General features: G+C 66.9%; 18 protein-coding genes. 12 read left to right on the top strand and 6 right to left on the bottom strand.

All coding sequences use genetic code 11. From position 1 onward, the window contains the following. The 7 genes from ACTJLF_RS31595 to ACTJLF_RS31565 all read left to right on the top strand — a co-directional run bounded on the left by ACTJLF_RS31595 (position 1) and on the right by ACTJLF_RS31565 (position 6601). Positions 1–1107, top strand: coding sequence for an ABC transporter ATP-binding protein (locus ACTJLF_RS31595; protein WP_126185622.1), 1107 nt, complete (start codon positions 1–3; stop codon positions 1105–1107). Then, positions 1104–1955: an ABC transporter permease gene (locus ACTJLF_RS31590; RefSeq protein ID WP_440884644.1), complete on the top strand. Its 852-nt coding sequence runs from the start codon at positions 1104–1106 to the stop codon at positions 1953–1955. Before ACTJLF_RS31595 ends, ACTJLF_RS31590 begins: the two co-directional genes overlap by 4 nt. After that, positions 1952–2743, top strand: a complete 792-nt coding sequence (locus ACTJLF_RS31585) for an ABC transporter permease (RefSeq protein WP_126185624.1) — start codon at positions 1952–1954, stop codon at positions 2741–2743. The genes ACTJLF_RS31590 and ACTJLF_RS31585 overlap by 4 nt, the downstream gene beginning before the upstream one ends. 81 nt (positions 2744–2824) lie before the next feature. Beyond that, entirely contained in the window at positions 2825–3658 is an 834-nt protein-coding gene (locus ACTJLF_RS31580) for a polysaccharide deacetylase family protein (RefSeq protein WP_440884643.1), read from the top strand. After that, positions 3655–4416 (top strand): SDR family NAD(P)-dependent oxidoreductase, encoded by a 762-nt coding sequence (locus tag ACTJLF_RS31575; protein ID WP_440884642.1) that lies wholly within the window; start codon positions 3655–3657, stop codon positions 4414–4416. Before ACTJLF_RS31580 ends, ACTJLF_RS31575 begins: the two co-directional genes overlap by 4 nt. A gap of 10 nt (positions 4417–4426) precedes the next feature. After that, positions 4427–5179, top strand: a complete 753-nt coding sequence (locus ACTJLF_RS31570) for an SDR family NAD(P)-dependent oxidoreductase (RefSeq protein WP_440884641.1) — start codon at positions 4427–4429, stop codon at positions 5177–5179. Positions 5180–5212: 33 nt separating this feature from the next. Further along, complete coding sequence (locus ACTJLF_RS31565) at positions 5213–6601, top strand: amidase (RefSeq protein WP_440884640.1); 1389 nt, start codon at positions 5213–5215, stop codon at positions 6599–6601. Between the two features lie 125 nt (positions 6602–6726). Here ACTJLF_RS31565 and ACTJLF_RS31560 read toward each other — a convergent pair whose 3' ends face one another. Together ACTJLF_RS31560 and ACTJLF_RS31555 are read right to left on the bottom strand one after the other, a co-directional pair. Then, positions 6727–7647 carry an NADP-dependent oxidoreductase gene (locus ACTJLF_RS31560; RefSeq protein WP_440884639.1) on the bottom strand — a complete coding sequence of 307 codons (921 nt, stop codon included), beginning with the start codon at positions 7645–7647 and terminating at the stop codon, positions 6727–6729. A 22-nt stretch (positions 7648–7669) separates the two neighbouring features. Continuing rightward, entirely contained in the window at positions 7670–8116 is a 447-nt protein-coding gene (locus ACTJLF_RS31555) for an ester cyclase (protein WP_145759875.1), read from the bottom strand. 94 nt (positions 8117–8210) lie between these two features. On the opposite strand from ACTJLF_RS31555, the gene ACTJLF_RS31550 reads away from it, so the two are divergent. Beyond that, positions 8211–9122: a LysR family transcriptional regulator gene (locus ACTJLF_RS31550; RefSeq protein WP_440884638.1), complete on the top strand. Its 912-nt coding sequence runs from the start codon at positions 8211–8213 to the stop codon at positions 9120–9122. Positions 9123–9267: 145 nt separating this feature from the next. On the opposite strand, the gene ACTJLF_RS31545 is transcribed toward ACTJLF_RS31550, so the two are convergent. Continuing rightward, complete coding sequence (locus tag ACTJLF_RS31545) at positions 9268–9549, bottom strand: hypothetical protein (protein WP_126185631.1); 282 nt, start codon at positions 9547–9549, stop codon at positions 9268–9270. Between the two features lie 247 nt (positions 9550–9796). After that, on the bottom strand, positions 9797–10318 hold the full coding sequence (locus tag ACTJLF_RS31540) for a TetR family transcriptional regulator (RefSeq protein ID WP_240650145.1): 522 nt from the start codon (positions 10316–10318) through the stop codon (positions 9797–9799). 128 nt (positions 10319–10446) lie between these two features. On the opposite strand from ACTJLF_RS31540, the gene ACTJLF_RS31535 reads away from it, so the two are divergent. Together ACTJLF_RS31535 and ACTJLF_RS31530 are read left to right on the top strand one after the other, a co-directional pair. Then, positions 10447–11340 (top strand): SDR family oxidoreductase, encoded by an 894-nt coding sequence (locus ACTJLF_RS31535; RefSeq protein WP_440884637.1) that lies wholly within the window; start codon positions 10447–10449, stop codon positions 11338–11340. A 155-nt stretch (positions 11341–11495) separates the two neighbouring features. Beyond that, complete coding sequence (locus tag ACTJLF_RS31530) at positions 11496–11717, top strand: hypothetical protein (RefSeq protein ID WP_440884636.1); 222 nt, start codon at positions 11496–11498, stop codon at positions 11715–11717. Between the two features lie 24 nt (positions 11718–11741). Here the strand turns inward: ACTJLF_RS31530 and ACTJLF_RS31525 are convergent, their stop codons facing one another. Beyond that, a complete protein-coding gene (locus tag ACTJLF_RS31525) occupies positions 11742–12752 on the bottom strand; it encodes an aldo/keto reductase (RefSeq protein ID WP_440884635.1) in 1011 nt (336 codons plus the stop codon). A 127-nt stretch (positions 12753–12879) separates the two neighbouring features. On the opposite strand from ACTJLF_RS31525, the gene ACTJLF_RS31520 reads away from it, so the two are divergent. Both ACTJLF_RS31520 and ACTJLF_RS31515 read left to right on the top strand, forming a co-directional pair. After that, a complete protein-coding gene (locus ACTJLF_RS31520) occupies positions 12880–13782 on the top strand; it encodes a LysR family transcriptional regulator (protein WP_132753128.1) in 903 nt (300 codons plus the stop codon). 339 nt (positions 13783–14121) lie between these two features. After that, positions 14122–15255: a YihY/virulence factor BrkB family protein gene (locus tag ACTJLF_RS31515; protein WP_440884634.1), complete on the top strand. Its 1134-nt coding sequence runs from the start codon at positions 14122–14124 to the stop codon at positions 15253–15255. A 63-nt stretch (positions 15256–15318) separates the two neighbouring features. On the opposite strand, the gene ACTJLF_RS31510 is transcribed toward ACTJLF_RS31515, so the two are convergent. Continuing rightward, positions 15319–16613: helicase-related protein (locus tag ACTJLF_RS31510; protein WP_440884633.1), on the bottom strand; the 1295-nt coding region annotated here is incomplete at its 5' end.

The following is a 16613-nucleotide window of genomic DNA, read 5'->3' as shown; positions in this document are numbered from 1 at the left end:
ATGCCGGCGCTCACGCTCGATCGACTCGAGAAACACTACCCGGGCCCTCCCTCCCATACCGCCGCCAAGTCGGTCTCCCTCGACGTGCACGATGGTGAGTTCATCTCGCTGCTCGGTCCCTCGGGTTGTGGCAAGACGACTGTGCTGCGCATGGTGGCCGGCCTGATCGAGCCCACCGGCGGGCGCATCCTGGTCGACGGCCGCGACATCACGGCGCTGCCCACCAACAAGCGCAACATCGGGCTGGTCTTCCAGTCGTACGCGCTGTTCCCGCACATGAGCGTGTTCGAGAACGTCGCCTTCGGCCTGCGACGCCAGGGCGTGCAGGGCCCCGAACTGAAGCGGCGCGTGGACCAGGCGCTGGCGGATGTACGCCTGTCCGCGCTCGGCGCGCGGATGCCGCGGCAACTCTCCGGCGGCCAGCAGCAGCGGGTGGCGGTGGCGCGTTCGATCGCGCCGCGGCCGAGCATCCTTCTCTTCGACGAACCGCTGTCCAATCTCGATGCCTCGCTGCGCGACGAGATGCAGATCGAACTCAAGCGCCTGCAGCGCGACGTCGGCATCACGACGCTGTTCGTCACGCACGACCAGGGCGAGGCGATGTCGATGTCCGACCGCGTGTGTGTCCTGGCGCACGGTGTCGTGCAGCAGTTCGACACGCCGGAGGCCATCTACCACCGCCCTGCCACAGGCTTCGTTGCAAGCTTCATCGGCCGACCGAATCGCCTCGCGGGCCGGATCGCGCGAACGCCGTCCGGCGACGCCGGCGTGCAGATCGACGACGGTCCCGTGCTCGCGGCGTCCGGCGCGGACGGCATGGCGCCCGGCAGCCCGGTGGACATCGTCATCCGCCAGGAGGACATCAGCTTCGGCGAAACGCCTCCATCCCACGCGCATGCCCTGTCGGGCCGCGTCGCCATGCGCTCCTTCATCGGCGCCCGCGTGCAATACCTGCTTTCCTTCGGCGGCATCGAACTCCTCGCCGAAACCGCCACCAACGGACCGCATGCCGGGTTGACGGTCGACGCGCCTGCGCGCGTGAGCATCGACCCGCAACATGTCTACGTGACGCCCGCCGCGCCTGCGGAAGTGCGTACCGCGCCATGACGACGCGCAAGACGAACGGCGCGCTGCTGGCGTCGCCGCTGCTGCTGCTCCTGCTGCTGGCTTTCGTCGCGCCAGTACTGCTGATGGTGCCGCTGAGCCTGCATCCGTACGAGCCGGGCGCCGGCATCTCCTCGGGCTGGACGCTTGCCAACTACACCAGCATCGTCACCGACGAGTACTACCGCGAGGTCGTCGTGCGCACGCTGGTGCTGGGCTTTGGCGTGACGCTGATCTGCCTGCTGATGGGCTATCCGCTGGCCTGCTACATCGCCAACGCGGGACCGAAGATGCGGCTCGCGCTCACCATGCTCGTCATCTTTCCGATGCTGCTGAACCTCGTGGTGCGCTCCTTCGGGTGGATCGCCCTGCTGGCCAATCGGGGCCTGGTGAACAACCTGCTGATCGACATGGGCCTGATCGAGCGGCCCATCAAGATGATGTTCAACCTGTTCGGCCTGCTCGTGGGCATGTCGCACATCTTCCTGCCCTTCATGGTGCTGATGCTGGTGCCAGCCATCCAGGCGGTCTCCAAGGACGTGCAGGCTGCGGCGTACACCTTGGCCGCGAGCCGGCTGCGCGTGTTCTGGTCGGTCACGCTGCCGATGAGCGCGCCCGGCATCCTGTCGGGCTCGATCCTGGTGTTCGTCCTGACCATCAGCGCGCTGGTCACGCCACGCATGCTGGGTGGCCCGACCTACAAGGTGATGGCCACCCTGATCTACGACGACTTCCTGCAGACTCTCGATTGGCCGGCAGGCGCCGCGATGTCATTCACCCTGATCTTGCTGACGCTCGTGGTCATCGGCCTGTCGAGCCGCATGCTCAGGCGCTGGGGAGGTCATGCATGAACCTCGAGAACAGGAAGATGCCGCTGCTCGCGGCTACCGCCATCGCGGTGGTGGTGTTCCTGCAGGTGCCGGTGCTGGTCGTGATGCTCGCGGCCTTCAGCAAGACCGCCTACCTCACGATTCCGCCCAGGGGCCTGACGTTCCACTGGTTCGATGTGGTGCTGCGCGATCCGGAATATCTCAGCGCCGCGTGGACCAGCGTGTGGCTGGCTGGTGCCTCGACCGCTGCCGCCCTCGTCCTGGGGCTCATCGCGGCCTATGCGATCCACCGCCGCATGCTGCCCGGTGCCACGGCGCTCACCTCACTGTTCATGGCGCCGCTGATCCTGCCATCGGTGGTGCTGGGCGTCGCACTGCTGCAGTACTACACGCTGACCGGCCTGCGTGGAAGCTCCTTCGGGCTCTGGATCGCGCACGTGGTCATCACGGTGCCCTATGTGGTGCGCGCCAGCCTCAGCAGCCTTGCGGCGGTCGACGAGTCGCTCGAAGATGCCGCCCGCGTGCTGGGTGCCGACGGCCTCACGAGCTTTCGCCTGGTCACGCTGCCACTGGTGAAGCCCGGTCTCGTTGCGGGCGGTCTTTTCGCGTTCATCACCTCGCTCGACAACGTGCCGGTCTCGGTGTTCCTGCTGTCGGCGAGCCAGACCACGCTGCCCGTGAAGATATTCACCTCCGTCGAACAAGGAGTGGACCCGAGCGTGGCTGCGGTCTCCACCCTGCTGATTGTGGCGACCGGCATCGCGCTGCTGCTGGCCGAACGGTGGACCGGTTTCCACAAGCACGTCTGAGGCGCCCGGACACCTCCCCAGCCTCGTCGATCCACCCCATCCTCACGTCGTTCACCTCGACATCCGCCAAGGAGTTTTCTGATGCCGACCACGAGCAAAGGCTTCCCGCTCATGCTGACCTTCGATCTCGACGCGGAGACCATGTGGACCGGACGCGATCCGGCCAACGCCGAGCGGCCCATCCTGATGTCGCAGGGCGCCTACGGCTGGAAGGTGGGCATGCCGCGCATCCTCGCACTGCTGGCGCGCTACGGCATTTCCGCTACTTTCTTCATCCCCGGCGAGGTGGCCGACAAGCATCCCGACCTGGTACGCGAGGTGGTCGACAGGGGCCATGAGGTGGCCCATCACAGCTACAGCCACCGCTGGATCGTCAGCCTCAGCCCGGAAGAGGAGCGCGAGGAGATGGAACGCGGCATGGAGACGCTCACGCGCCTGACAGGCGCCCGCCCGCGCGGCTGGCGCTCTCCGGCTGCGGAGTTCAGCAGCATCACGCTCGATCTCCTCAAGGAATACGGCTTCGACTATTCCTCGAACTTCTTCGACGACGATTCGCCCTACCTGCTGGAGATCGGGGGCGAGTGCACCGACATCGTGGAACTGCCCTTTCGCTGGGTGCTCGACGACGCGCCCTTCTTTCAATACTCGATCACGCTGCCTGGCCGCACGCTGCAGGCGCCCTCCGCCGCGCTGGAGGCGTGGAAGAGCGAGTTCGACATGCTCTACGCCGAGGACCGCATGATGATGGTCGGCATGCACCCGCAGATCATCGGCCAGCCGTCCCGGCTGAAGGTGCTCGAAGGATTGATCGAGCATGCGCTGGCGCACTCACAGGTGTGGATCGATCGCTGCGACCGCATCTCCGATGACATGCGCCCGCGCCTGAAGGCGGCCACCCGGGCCGTACCGGCATGAACACCGCAGCCTCCACCCCCCGGCGCTTCATCGTGAGCGGGGGCGCCAGCGGCATCGGGCTCGCGGTGGCTCGCCTGGCCGTGGAAAGGGGCGCCCAGGTCGTGCTGCTTGACCATGATGCGTCCCGCGTGCAGGCCAGCGCCGAAGCCCTGGGTGACGCCGCGTTGCCACTGGTGTGCGACGTCACCGACTCGGAGGCCGTGATGGCCGCGATGAACCATGCCGTCGACTGGCTGGGCGGCCTCGATGCACTGGTGAACTCAGCCGGTATCGATTCGCTCAAGCCGCTGGAGCAGACCGGCGACGACGAATGGGCCCGCACGCTGGCTGTCAATCTGACCGGCCCGATGCTGACGTGCCGAGCCGCCATGCCGCACCTTCGCGCGGCCGGAGGCGGCAGCATCGTCAACATCGCTTCCGGCGCGGGGCTGCGGCCATTGCCGAATCGCACGGCGTACTGCGCGACGAAGGCGGCCGTCATCATGTTCGGCAAGGCGTTGTCCATCGAGGCGGCGGCCGATGGCATCCGCGTCAACGCGGTGTGCCCCGGCGCCATCGACACGCCGCTGTTTCGCAGCAGCTACGAACGCAGCGAGGATCCAGAGGGCGCACTCGAGGAGATCCGGCAGCGCTACGCGCTCGGCCGCGTGGCAGCGCCGGAGGAAGTGGCCGAGGCCGTGCTCTACCTGAGCGGTCCCGGCGCCAGCTACATCACCGGCACCGCGCTGGCCGTCGATGGCGGCCGCACCTTCCACTGAGGCGGCAGGCATGGGCCTCGAACAACGCATCGCCGTCGTCACCGGCGGCGGCCAGGGCATCGGCGCAGCCACTGCGCTCGACTTCCTCGACAAGGGCGCTCGCGTCGCCGTGCTGGACCTCGACTGCGCGCCGCTCAGCCGGGAATTGGCTGCGCACCCGGACATGGCGGCGCGCTGCCTGCGTGTGACAGGGGACTGCACCGACGCCACAGTGGTTTCTGCCTTTTTTGGCCAGGTCGAGGAAGACATGGGGCCGGTGGACATCCTCTTCAACAACGTCGGCCAGAGCGCGCGCGATCGCGGCAGCCTGTTCGCCGAATCCGAAGAGGCCACCTGGCGGTTCGTCCTGGAGGTCTCGTTGCTGACGACGATGCGTGCCTCGCGCCGCACCGCGCCGGGCATGAAGGCCCGCGGCTTCGGGCGCATCGTCAACATGAGCACCGACGCCGCCTTCGCTGGCGACATGGGCCTCGCCGACTACGCCGCCGCGAAGATGGGCGTGATCGGTTTCACACGCTCGCTGGCACGCGAGCTCGCCCCGCATGGCGTCACGGTGAATGCCGTGTGCCCCGGTGCCATACGCACACGTGCACATGACAAGCTCAAGCCCGAAGTCCTGAAGAGGATCGTCGCCGACACCCCGGCGGGCTTCGTCGGTTCGCCCCAGGACGTGGCCGCCGCGGTGCGCTTCCTGGCCAGCGAAGAAGCACGCTTCATCACGGGCCAGACGCTGCTGATCGACGGCGGCCGCTGGATGCTCTGAGCCTTCCATACCTGCTGCTCCAAGGATACGAACATGGACCTGATGGACCACAACGCGCGTGATCTCGCCGTGCTGATCCGCAACAAGAAGGCCTCTTCCGTGGAGGCTGTGCGCTCGGCACTGGATCGCATCGAGGGGCGGCGCGAACTCAATGCCTTCATCACCGTCACGGGCGAGCAGGCCCTCGAAGCCGCACGTCAGGCGGAGGCGGCGGTCATGAAGGGCGAGATGCTCGGACCGCTGCATGGTGTGCCCTACTCCGTCAAGGACCTCACGCTGACCGCGGGCGTGCGCACGACGATGGGGTCGGCCATCTACCAAGACTTCGTCCCGAAGGAGGATGCCGTGGCCGTGGCACGCGCCAAGGCGGCTGGCGCCATCCTCATCGGCAAGACAACCACGCCGGAGTTCGGCCACAAGCAGGTGGCCGCCGCGCCGATCTTCGGACGAACGCTCAACCCGATCGATCCGCGCTATACCCCTGGCGCCTCGAGCAGCGGCGCGGCCGTGGCCGTGGCCGCAGGCATGGGCTCGCTCGCGCTGGGCACCGACGGCGGCGGGTCGATCCGCATTCCCGCTTCATGCTGCGGCATCGTCGGACTCAAGGCCACGCTCGGCGTGGTGCCGAACCTGCAGGCGCCCGATCTGTTTTCCGCGAACTCCTTCACCGGTCCGATGGCGCGCGACGTCGCCGACACGCAGTTGCTGTTCGACGTGATCAAAGGCTTCGATCTGCGCGACCCTTATGGCTTGGGAGGACCCATGCCGCGGCGTGCAGCGCCAGCTTCGCTGCGAGGCCTGCGCGTGGCGTGGCTCCCCACGGCGGGTAACCCGGTCGATCCCGAGGTCGAAGCTGTGACTACCGCCGCCGTGCGGGCCATGGAACGCGAAGGTGCGATCGTGGAGGACGTGCTGCTGAACTTCGTCTCACTCGAGCGCCATTTCCTGGTGGTGCTGCAGTCGATGCTGGCCGCACGCGTGGGTGCCAACCTCGAGCGCTTCGGAGCACGGCTCGACCCCACGTTGATCGACGCGGTGCAGAAGGGGCGCCGCCACAGCGCGGTGGACCTGCACGACGCGACCTTCGCCAAGACCCGGTGCTTTGGCGAGTTGCAGGCGCTGCTCGACCGCTTCGACGTGCTGGTTTCTCCAACGGTGTCTGCGCCCCCGCTTCCCATCGACATGGACGTAAGCGGCGAGATCGAGATTGCAGGCCGACCCGCCGGCACCGTCCGCGGCGCGTGGTATCCGTACACCTACCCGATGAACCTCACCGGGCATCCGGCGTTGTCGATGCCTTGCGGGAGAAGCTCGAACGGCCTGCCGATCGGACTGCAGCTCGCGGGACGCTGGTACGACGACGACTACTTGCTCGCCATCGCAGGTCTGATCGAGCGCGTGATCGACCAGGCATCTACATAGCTTCCACCTCGCGCGTCCGTCTTCCTCGCGCTGTCTAGAGCCAACCATGCCCAGGCGCAATCCTGTGCCGTAGTTCCTTTGCCCAGGGCCACTTGCGCATCGCTTGCCACAGGAGCGGCCACGGGTCAGTTGTCGACGCGGATGAGCACCTTGCCGCGGGCATGTCCGGTGGCTACCTTTTCCAGCGCTGATCGGGCCTCCTCCAACGGAAAGATGGAGTCCGTGATGACCTGCAGGTGCCCCACCTGGAACATGTGGGTGGCTCGCGGGAGAAAAGGCGACGCGCTTGCGAAGAAGATGAACTCGCCGTGGTGTCCATTGGTCGGCTTGATTTCGAACTCCACGAGCGTTGCGATGCGCCCGCCTGCGCGCAGCACGGACCAGGACTTCGCCAGCGTGTCTCCCCCGATGGTGTCCAGCACGAGGTCGATGTCGCGCGTTGTCGCAAAGTCCTGCGTCCGGTAGTCGATGACTTCGTCCGCACCGAGGCTCTTGACGAGATCCGTGTTCCTTGCCGACGCGGTGGCGACAACGTGGGCGCCCGCCTGGCGAGCCAGCTGGACGGCCATGCTGCCCACGCCTCCCGCCGCCGCATGAATCAACACGCGCTGCCCGCGCTTCAGTTGACCGAAATCGAACAGGGCTTGCTGAGCGGTGCCGAAGGCGGTTGGAAGGGCCGCCGCCTGTTCGGCACTCATGTCCGCCGGGATGATGCACACATCATCGACGGCAACCACCACCGTCTGAGCAAAGGCGCCGCCGGCGTTCGGAGTCGTGCGTCCGACGACGCGGTCGCCCGGCTTGACGGCGGTGACCTCGGCGCCGACGGACTCGATGACCCCACTGAAATCCGTTCCCGGCACATAGGGAAGCTCCGCGGGGAAGACCTGCCGCATGTGGCCGGCGATCATCTTCACGTCCAGCGGGTTCACGCTCGCGGCCTGCACACGCACGAGGACTTCGTCGGGGTTGGTTGCGCGCACAGGGCGCTGCCCGATCACCACGGCGTCGGGGCTGCCGAAGGCATTGATGGATGCAGTTTTCATTTGAATATCTCCAAAGCCGGGCTCAGGCTTGCGGTGGGAACTGGCCGAGCTGAAGGAACAGACCGAACCAGTCCTCCATGTGCCAGGTCGCCGTCAGACGCCCGTCGACGAGTGTGTGGAATTCATGGAGGCGAAAACCGACGCTCTTGCCCGTCGGAGCAATGCCGAACAGTTCGCCCTCGTGCGTGCCGCTGATCTCCGCGCGGACGCCGATACGGCCGGGCTCCTGGACCATGTCGTGGACGGTGATCCTGACATCGGGAAATGCCTGAACGACGCTGCGGATGATGGGCTTGATGCCGTCTGGCCCGGGGCCCTGGCCTGGAGCAAGCGGAATGTCGTCCCAGTTGGGCGCGAGAACCTCATCGACGAGGTCGGGGTTCTTGTCGGAGAAGGCACGGTAGAAGGTTTCCACCGCCTGACGCTCGATGCGAAGGCGCTCGGTGTGTTCGGTAGGCAGGGTGCTCATGGCTGGGCTTCGCCAGTTGTTGAAGATGGCGCGATTCTGGGCACCGACCTAGAATCCGTCCAACAAATATCTGATATATCTTTTTATTCGTCGCATGGATTTTCATGGCATCGACCTGAACCTTCTGGTGGCCTTCGACGCGCTGATGAACGAGCAGAGCGTCACGCGCGCCGCGACGCAAGTTGGCGTGAGCCAACCCGCAATGAGTGCAGCCCTTTCGAGGTTGCGAAAACTATTCGGTGACCCGTTGTTCATGCGCAGCGCCGAGGGCTTGACGCCCACGGCACGCGCAAGGGAGTTGGCCGAGCCGATTGCGCGGGCCTTGCAACAGCTCGAGTCGACACTGGTGAAGAAGCCCGAGTTCGTGCCCGGGAAGGCGTCGTTCACTTTCAAGCTAGGGCTGTCCGACTATCCAGCGTTCGCGCTGCTTCCTTCACTGCTGCAGGCGCTTGGAAAGACCGCGCCCGGCGTGTCGTTGAACGTGCAGGCGTTCAACGACCGGGATCAGGCAGTCGACCTGCTGGATGCGGGCCTCATCGACGCCGCCGTCGGTGTACCGCCCACCCATGCAGACGCTCGGATACTGATGCGCCCCGTATTGCAGGATGAATTCGTCACCATCGTCGCGCACGGCAACCCGGCAGCCAGGCGTGGGATGAACATGAAGAACTACCTGGAGCTCCCGCACGTACTCGTGTCTCCCGAAGGCGAACTCCACGGCATCGTGGATCAGGCACTCGCACAGCAGGGGAAGAGGCGCACGCTTGCGCTGACCCTGCCACAGATGTTCGCCGTGCCAGCCATCGTGGCCAAGACGGACATGACGGCCACCGTCTTGAAACGCGTTGCCCTTCACGCGCAAACCGGCCGGAAGCTCGTCCTTTTTCCGCCTCCGGTCCCTTTGCCTAGAGTGGAATTCGACCTGATCTGGCATCGACGCAGTGACACGCATCCTGCACAGGTATGGTTGAGGAAGTTCATCGGGGAGCGTGCGGCGTTGTTGTGATTCCGGCGCGACAACGCCGCCGAGCCGCGATAGCCAACATTCAACCCAGCCAATGAAATCTGGCGCATGGATTTCGGGTCGGCTCGAGATCCGGACGCCTTCTTTGCCTGGTTTCGACCGCGCCCTCTCCTGCCATGGCGCAGTGTCAGTCGACCGTCGGAAGCCCGAAGCCGAACCCGAAGCTCGCTCCTTTCTTTGCAACTGGTGCGGTCTTCGCCTCTTCCTCGACGGGGCCCACGTCGAGATCGTCAACCATGCCCTGCAACTGCAGCAGGCCCGCCGCCATGGCAGTCTTGTAGCTTCGCACGGACCGGGACTGCTCACGCAGGACGCGCCAACCGTCGCCGTCGAGTTCGATCAGTCGCCACCGGTAGGCGCCTTGTGCGTCTTCGACGACCGTGATGGCGATGGGGCGCAGTGCGGGCATGATGGGTTTCTGGGTTTCGCGAGCAGATTGGGCAGACGGTAGCGTATCTCCGAAACACCGCAATCCGCGAGCGAGCGCCAGCGACGGACAGCGCCGTCCTACACAGCCCGCCGACTTTCGATCTCTGCCGACCTGGAGATGAGCGCGGGCGCCGCGATATGGCCCGTACCACGGCACTGCACCGGGAAGCGGCCTTCATTCGTTGCACGACCGCAGGCCATCGCCCCGGCAGACGGACCTGCCAACCTCAATGAAGCGCCGCCAGCGTCTTCAGTCGCGCCAGCAGCGAACCGACGATGCCGCTGTACGTGCGCCTCTCGGACGGCCCGACCCACTGCGCGAATGCCACCCGGAAGACGGCGATGCCCGCCTCTGCCACGAGGCTCGCGTCGGGCTCGCCGATGCCTCTTGCGCGCAGCGCCGCAGCCAGCGCCGCGGAGAGCCTCGCCAGCTTGATGAGCTCCCGCTCGTGCAGTTCGCCATTGGCGGCGATGACCGAGGCGCGCAGGCGAGCGAAGTCGCGGCGGTCCTCGCTGAAGAAATCGGCAGGTGCCTGCAGCGCGAACGCCATCGCATCCATGGCCGTGGCATCCACCGGCGCGCTTCGAAGCGCCGCCACCATCGACGCCTGCAGCACTTCCGAGCCGCTGAAGAGGACTTCGCGCTTGTCGGCGAAATAGCGGAAGAACGTGCGCGAAGTGAGCCCTGCGCGCTCGGCGATGGCGGCGACGGTCGTCTGTTCGTAGCCGACCTCCGCAAACAGTTCCATGGCCGCCATCCGAAGACGGCCCTCGCCGTCCGGCTCCCAACGCCCCATCGTCGCTTCCTCATGGTGTTGACACAAAGTGACATCATAGGCCTACAATGATGTCACTCAATGACATCGAAAGGACATCCATGCGCATCCTTGTGACCGGCGCTTCCGGCTGGATCGGCTCGGCCAGCGTCACCGAGCTCATCGCGGCCGGACACCACGTGATCGGACTTGCACGCAACGACGGGGCCGCCACCAGGATCAAGGCCCTGGGAGCCGAGGTGACGCACGGCTCGCTCGACGACCTGGACAGCCTGCGCGCTGCTGCCGCCCGCGCCGAGGGCGTCGTGCACCTGGGCTACAAGCACGACTTTTCCCAGATGGCCGACGCTGCGCGAACCGATCGCGCGGCGATCGACACCTTCGCCGAGGTGCTGCAGGGCACTGGCGGCCCGCTGCTGATCGCCTCGGGCACGCTCGGCCTGGCGCCGGGACGCATCGGCACCGAGGCAGACATGCCAGACCCGGCGGTGCATCCCCGCGTCGGCAATGCGGCCTACACGCTGGGCCTGGCCGATCGCGGCATCCGATCCCTGGTGGTGCGTTTTGCGCCGACCGTCCATGGCGCCGGCGGCGACCACGGCTTCGTGGCAACGCTGGCCAAGACCGCGCGCACTCAGGGTGTCTCGGCCTATCTGGGCACCGGCCAGAACCGCTGGTCGGCGGTCCACCGGCTCGATGCCGCGAAGCTGGTGCGGCTTGCCATCGACAAGGCTGCGCCCGGGTCCATACTCCACGCGGTCGCCGAGGAGGCCATCACCGCGCACACGATCGCCACTGCGCTTGGGCAGCAGCTGGCCGTCCCGGTGCAATCGATTCCTTCGGACCTTGCGGCCGCGCATTTCGGCTGGATCGGCATGTTCTTCGGTGCCGACGCACCGGCTTCAAGTGCCCAGACACGCGAACTGCTGGGCTGGAAGCCGCAGCACCCGACATTGCTCGAAGACATCGCGGCGGGCCACTACCCGGGCACCTGAAAGGCATCGGGAGCCTCTCCTGAAGCCGCGCACCTGGCTGGCATGCCGCGGCGGGTTGCGGCGCTGCGCGACCTCTCGCCGGTCCTCCTATGAACATGGGATTCCAGACACCGCGCTTTGCGATTCCACTGCATCCACGGTGAGGAAGCCAGCGCATGTCCAAACGAACCATCCACAACGCAACCGTGACCCTGAAGCTACCCCTCGACATTGGAGCCCACGCGGAACTCACCGCGTTGCGGGCGGCCGGCATACCGGTCGACGCCATGGGCAATGCGCAGCATGGCTTTCTGTTCGTGCGGCTGAGCAACGGAAGACGAAGCCAGAACAACATCTTCCGCTGGTTTGCCGGCGAGGTCGGGCAGACACCTGGCTGACTGCGTCTGCGTGGAGGGCGCCGTTCAGGCGCTGCGCGATTCGCTGTCCAGGCTCGCCATCTGCGCCGCGGCATAGCGGTCGCCGGCGGCGGCGCCCTTGGGCACCGCGCGCTCGATGGCCGCGAAATCGTCAGGTCCCAGCTTCACGGCCAGCGCGCCGAGCGCTTCTTCAAGCCGTGCGCGCTGCCGCGCGCCGATCAGCGGCACGATGTCGTCGCCCTGTGCCGCCACCCAGGCGATGGCAATCTGCGCGACGGTCACGCCCTTCGCGTCGGCGATCCGGCGCAGCGCCTCGACCAGTGCGAGATTGCGTTCCACATTCCCGCCCTGAAAGCGCGGGCTGTGCGCACGGAAATCCTTCTCGCCCGCGGCGTCCTTCTTCCAGTGCCCGCTGATCAGGCCGCGCGACAGCACGCCATACGCGGTGATGCCGATACCCAGCTCGCGGCAGGTCGCGAGGATGTCGTCCTCGATGCCGCGCGAGATCAGCGAATACTCGATCTGCAGGTCGCTGATCGGATGCACCGCCGCGGCCTTGCGGATGGTGTTCGAGCCCACCTCCGACAGGCCGATGTGGCGCACGTAGCCCGCCTTCACCAGGTCTGCGATGGCGCCCACCGTCTCCTCGATCGGCACGTTCGGATCGAGCCGCGCGGGGCGGTAGATATCGATGTGATCCACGCCCAGGCGCTGCAATGAGTAGGTGGCGAAGTTCTTCACCGCTGCGGGCCGCGCGTCGTAGCCGACCCAGCCGCCGGCCGGATCGCGCATGGCGCCGAACTTCACGCTGAGCAGTGCCGCGTCGCGCTGCGAGGGCTTCAGGCCCTTGAGCGCTTCGCCGATCAGCATCTCGTTGTGGCCGCTGCCGTAGAAGTCGCCGGTGTCGAGCAGCGTGATGCCCGCATCCATGGCGGCGTGGATGGTGGCGATGCTTTCCGCGCGGTCGGAGGGGCCATACATGCCCGACATGCCCATGCAGCCGAGGCCGATCGCGGAAACCTTGGGGCCGGTGGCACCGAGTTGGAGGGTGTTCATTGGATCTGTCCTTTCAGAGGGGCCGGACGCGATGGCGAGCGGCATGGCGGTAGTCTGGAAGCAAACACCCCGTTCGATAATCCGCCCGAGACTGCACGGGTTGTGCGGAAAAACGCACAATTACCCGATGACCGAACCCGATCTCTCCGACCTGGGCGCCTTCGTGGCCGTCACGCGCGCGCGCGGTTTCCGGGGCGCGGCCGCCCTGCGCGGCGTGTCGCCCTCCTCGCTCAGCGAGGCCATGCGGCGGCTCGAGGCACAACTCGGCGTGCGCCTGCTGAACCGCACCACACGCAGCGTGACCCCCACCGAAGCGGGCCAGCGGCTGCTCGATCGCATCTCGCCCGCGCTGGACGACATCGCCGGCGCGCTCGATACGCTCAACAGCTTTCGCGACAGCCCCACCGGCACCCTGCGGCTCAACGTACCGACCATCGTGGCGCAGCGCGTGCTGCCGCCGCTGGCCAGCCGCTTCCTGCGCACGCACCCGGGCATCACGCTGGAGATCACGACCAACGACACCTTCATCGACGTACTCGCAGCGGGCTTCGACGCCGGCGTGCGCTACGACGAGAGCATCGCCCGCGACATGATCGCCGTGCCCCTGGGTCCGCGCACGCAGCGCTTCGTGGCCGCGGCGTCACCGGGCTACCTCGCCGAGCACGGGGTGCCGAAGCACCCGACCGACCTGCTGCAGCACGCCTGCATCGGCCACCGCTTCCCGAGCGGCGTGCTTGCGGCCTGGGGCTTCGTGCGCAAGGGAAAGGCCGTGAAGATCACGCCGAGCGGACCGCTGATCGCGTCGATGCTCGACCTGGAGTTGCATGCCGCCGAGTCGGGCCTGGGCGTGATCTACACCTTCGACGAGTACCTGCGCCCTTCCATCGACAAGGGCACGCTGGTGCCGGTCCTGGAGGACTGGTGGCAGAGCTTCTCGGGGCCCTTTCTCTACTACCCGAGCCGCACGCACATGCCGGCGCCGCTGCGGGCATTCGTCGATTTCCTGAAGGCACAGAGCCTGTCGACCTGAGGCCATATCCTGCGGAGCCATCGCGCTGGCCCGGAGGCTTTCAGCCCGCTCGAGCGCGTGCCTTGCCCCTGGACGCTCCACCTTTGGCGGCCGCTTCTTCACGGATGCCCTCCCTACTGAATGCGCAGGACGCGCCGGGAGCGACAACGACGGAAACCGGCCATCGACACACTGAGGCTGACCTCGCGCACCGGATCCAACAGTGAGCAATGTCCCCGGCCGCAGTGCTGCCCGACGCCCGCTGCCGCCGCCCTCCTACGGGGTGAGTCGCTCGGCTGCGCATCATGCAGCCATGGACCGATTTCAGCGTCACGCGCACGTTGCGGGGAAGGCCAGCGGATGACACCAACGCCTCTCCCGGCAGCCGATGCATCAGGCAGCCCTCGCTCAGTCCGCCTCCTGCCTCTGTGCAAGGAGGCGATCAGCGCGTGGATCGACGATCTGGCGCCCAGCATGGGAGCGGCGATCGCGTACTACACGATGTTCTCGCTGGCGCCGCTGCTGATCATCGTCATTGCGGTGGCGGGCGCGCTGTTCGGCACGGAGGCCGTGCAGGGCCAGATCGCCGCGCAGCTGTCGGGCCTGGTGGGCGAGGAAGGCGCGCTCGCCGTGCAAGGCCTGATCCGAAGTGCCAGCGAGCCCGAGCGGGGACTCATCGCCGGCGCGATCAGCATCATCGTGCTTGTCGTGGGAGCAACCACGGTCTTCGCCGAACTGCAGAGCGCGCTCGATCGCATCTGGCATGTGCCGGAGCGCGCTAAGCCGCACGGCGTGTGGGGCGTCCTGCGCGCGCGCGTGCTGTCGTTCGGACTGATCCTGGGCCTGGCCTTCATGCTGATGGTTTCCCTCGTGGTGAGTGCCGCCCTGGCCGCTCTCGGCACCTGGAGCACGAACCTCGTACCGGGATGGGAGCTGATGCTGCAGGGCCTCAACCTGCTGGTGTCGCTCACCATCCTGACGGTCCTCTTCGCGATGATCTTCAAGTTCATGCCAAGCGCCCCGATCGCCTGGCGGGATGTCTGGACCGGCGCGGCCGTCACGGCGGTGCTGTTCGAGATCGGCAAGGTGCTGATCGGCCTGTACCTCGGCAAGAGCGGCGTCAACGAGTCGTTTGCGGCGGCAGGTTCGCTCGTCGTCCTGCTGGCCTGGGTCTACTACGCGGCGCAGATCTTCCTGCTCGGCGCGGAGTTCACCAAGGTCTACGCCCATGCGCACGGTTCCGTGGCAGCGAGCAAGGCACAAGCTGCCACCCAGGAAACAGCGCGCCAGGCCGAAGCGGGAACGGACGATGTCGAACGAACGCCCCGGAGCCTGCGCGAACCTTCGGAGGCGCACGCGGCTGTGGAGCGCAAGGAGCTGATCGTGGCGATCGCTTCGCGGGTCATCGTGGTGGGGGGTCTCGCGATGCTCCGCTCACTGCTGAGCGGCAGGCGCCGCACTTCACGCGCGCGGCATCGCCGAGGTCCGACCTGAGCCCGGCGTCGCCATGCTGTCGAGGCCTCGGCTCCGAGGCGACACATCGCCCGGCCAATGCACTCAGGCCGGCATGCTCGCTTTGAGCAGGCCGCGCGCCGGAGCGCCACCGGCCAAGAGCGCACCGACCTCCGTCCCGGGATCGGAGCCCGCCGACTTTCGTGGCACGCGGCGGCGGGTGACGTAGTCCGGGTGAATGCAACGCTGGGTGCCATCCTCGAAAGCCACGGTAATGGATCCCTCCGTCGAGGCGACGACGACGCCCGCCCCGAAACGCCTGACCTTGACCGGATCGCTTTCGGCGAAACGCACCGGCGGTCGGGCGGGCGCCGTCGTCGAAGAGCTCTGCGCCCTGTCCGCAGTCGCCGTTGTCGACTGCGTGCTCACGAGGATCGGCTGCGCCAGCGCGGCCTCGTGGGCTGCGATACGACGGCAGTTGTCGCATGTGCCGCAGCGCTTCGCGTCGGCCGAAGGGTCCAGATCGGCCAGCAGCATCTGCCAGCGACACTGACCCGACTGCGCGTACGAGAGCATGCGCTCGAGCGTCTCCCGGTCCTGCACCCGGCGCTCCTTGTAGGCGGCCAGCATCTTGCCCAGGTCGGCGCCCGAGACTGCCTCCCGTCGAAGCGAGATCTCTCCTCGCCGGCCGATGCGCAGGAGCTTCTCCTGCCGCAGCAGCGCCACCGCGGCCTGCATCCTGCTGCGCGGGCGATCCAAAGCGGCTAGGAGGCTGGTCGAGGTCCAGCTCTCGTGGGCAGGCGGCGTGGCGAGCAGCCGGCGATAGACCGCATCGAGGTCCTCGAGCTGGGGATACTTTCCGGCCAGGAAGAACTGCTGAACCGCACGGTCCTTGGCGTGGAAGAGCAGAACACAACGTGCTCGCTGTCCATCGCGGCCGGCGCGGCCTGCTTCCTGGTAGTAGGCGTGCAGGCTCGACGGCATCTGGGAATGAACGATGAAGCGGATGTCGGGCTTGTCGATGCCCATGCCGAAGGCGTTGGTTGCCACCATCACCCGCGCGGCACCGCTCATGAAACGCTCTTGTGCGTCGTCACGCTCGCGCGCTCCCAACTTGCCGTGATAGAGCGCGACCGACTCGCCGCGCGCACGGAGAGTCTCGAAGGCCTGCTCGGCGGCCTTCACCGTGGCTGCGTAGACGATGCCGCTGCCGCCTTCCTCCTGCACCACCTCCACGATGCGTCGCTGGCGGTCGTCCTCGTGCTGCATCTGCTCCACCGCGAAGTGCAGGTTGGCGCGATAGGCACCCGTGTCGATCAGCCCGCTGCGCGGGATCCCGAGGTGCTTCATCACGTCGGCGGCAACCTCCGAGCCGGCCGTGGCGGTGAGTGCCAGCACGG

It is taken from the genome of Variovorax sp. 22077, assembly GCF_052044195.1.
GTDB classification, from domain to species: domain Bacteria; phylum Pseudomonadota; class Gammaproteobacteria; order Burkholderiales; family Burkholderiaceae_C; genus Variovorax; species Variovorax atrisoli.
This window is presented reverse-complemented; position numbering and strand designations above follow the sequence as displayed.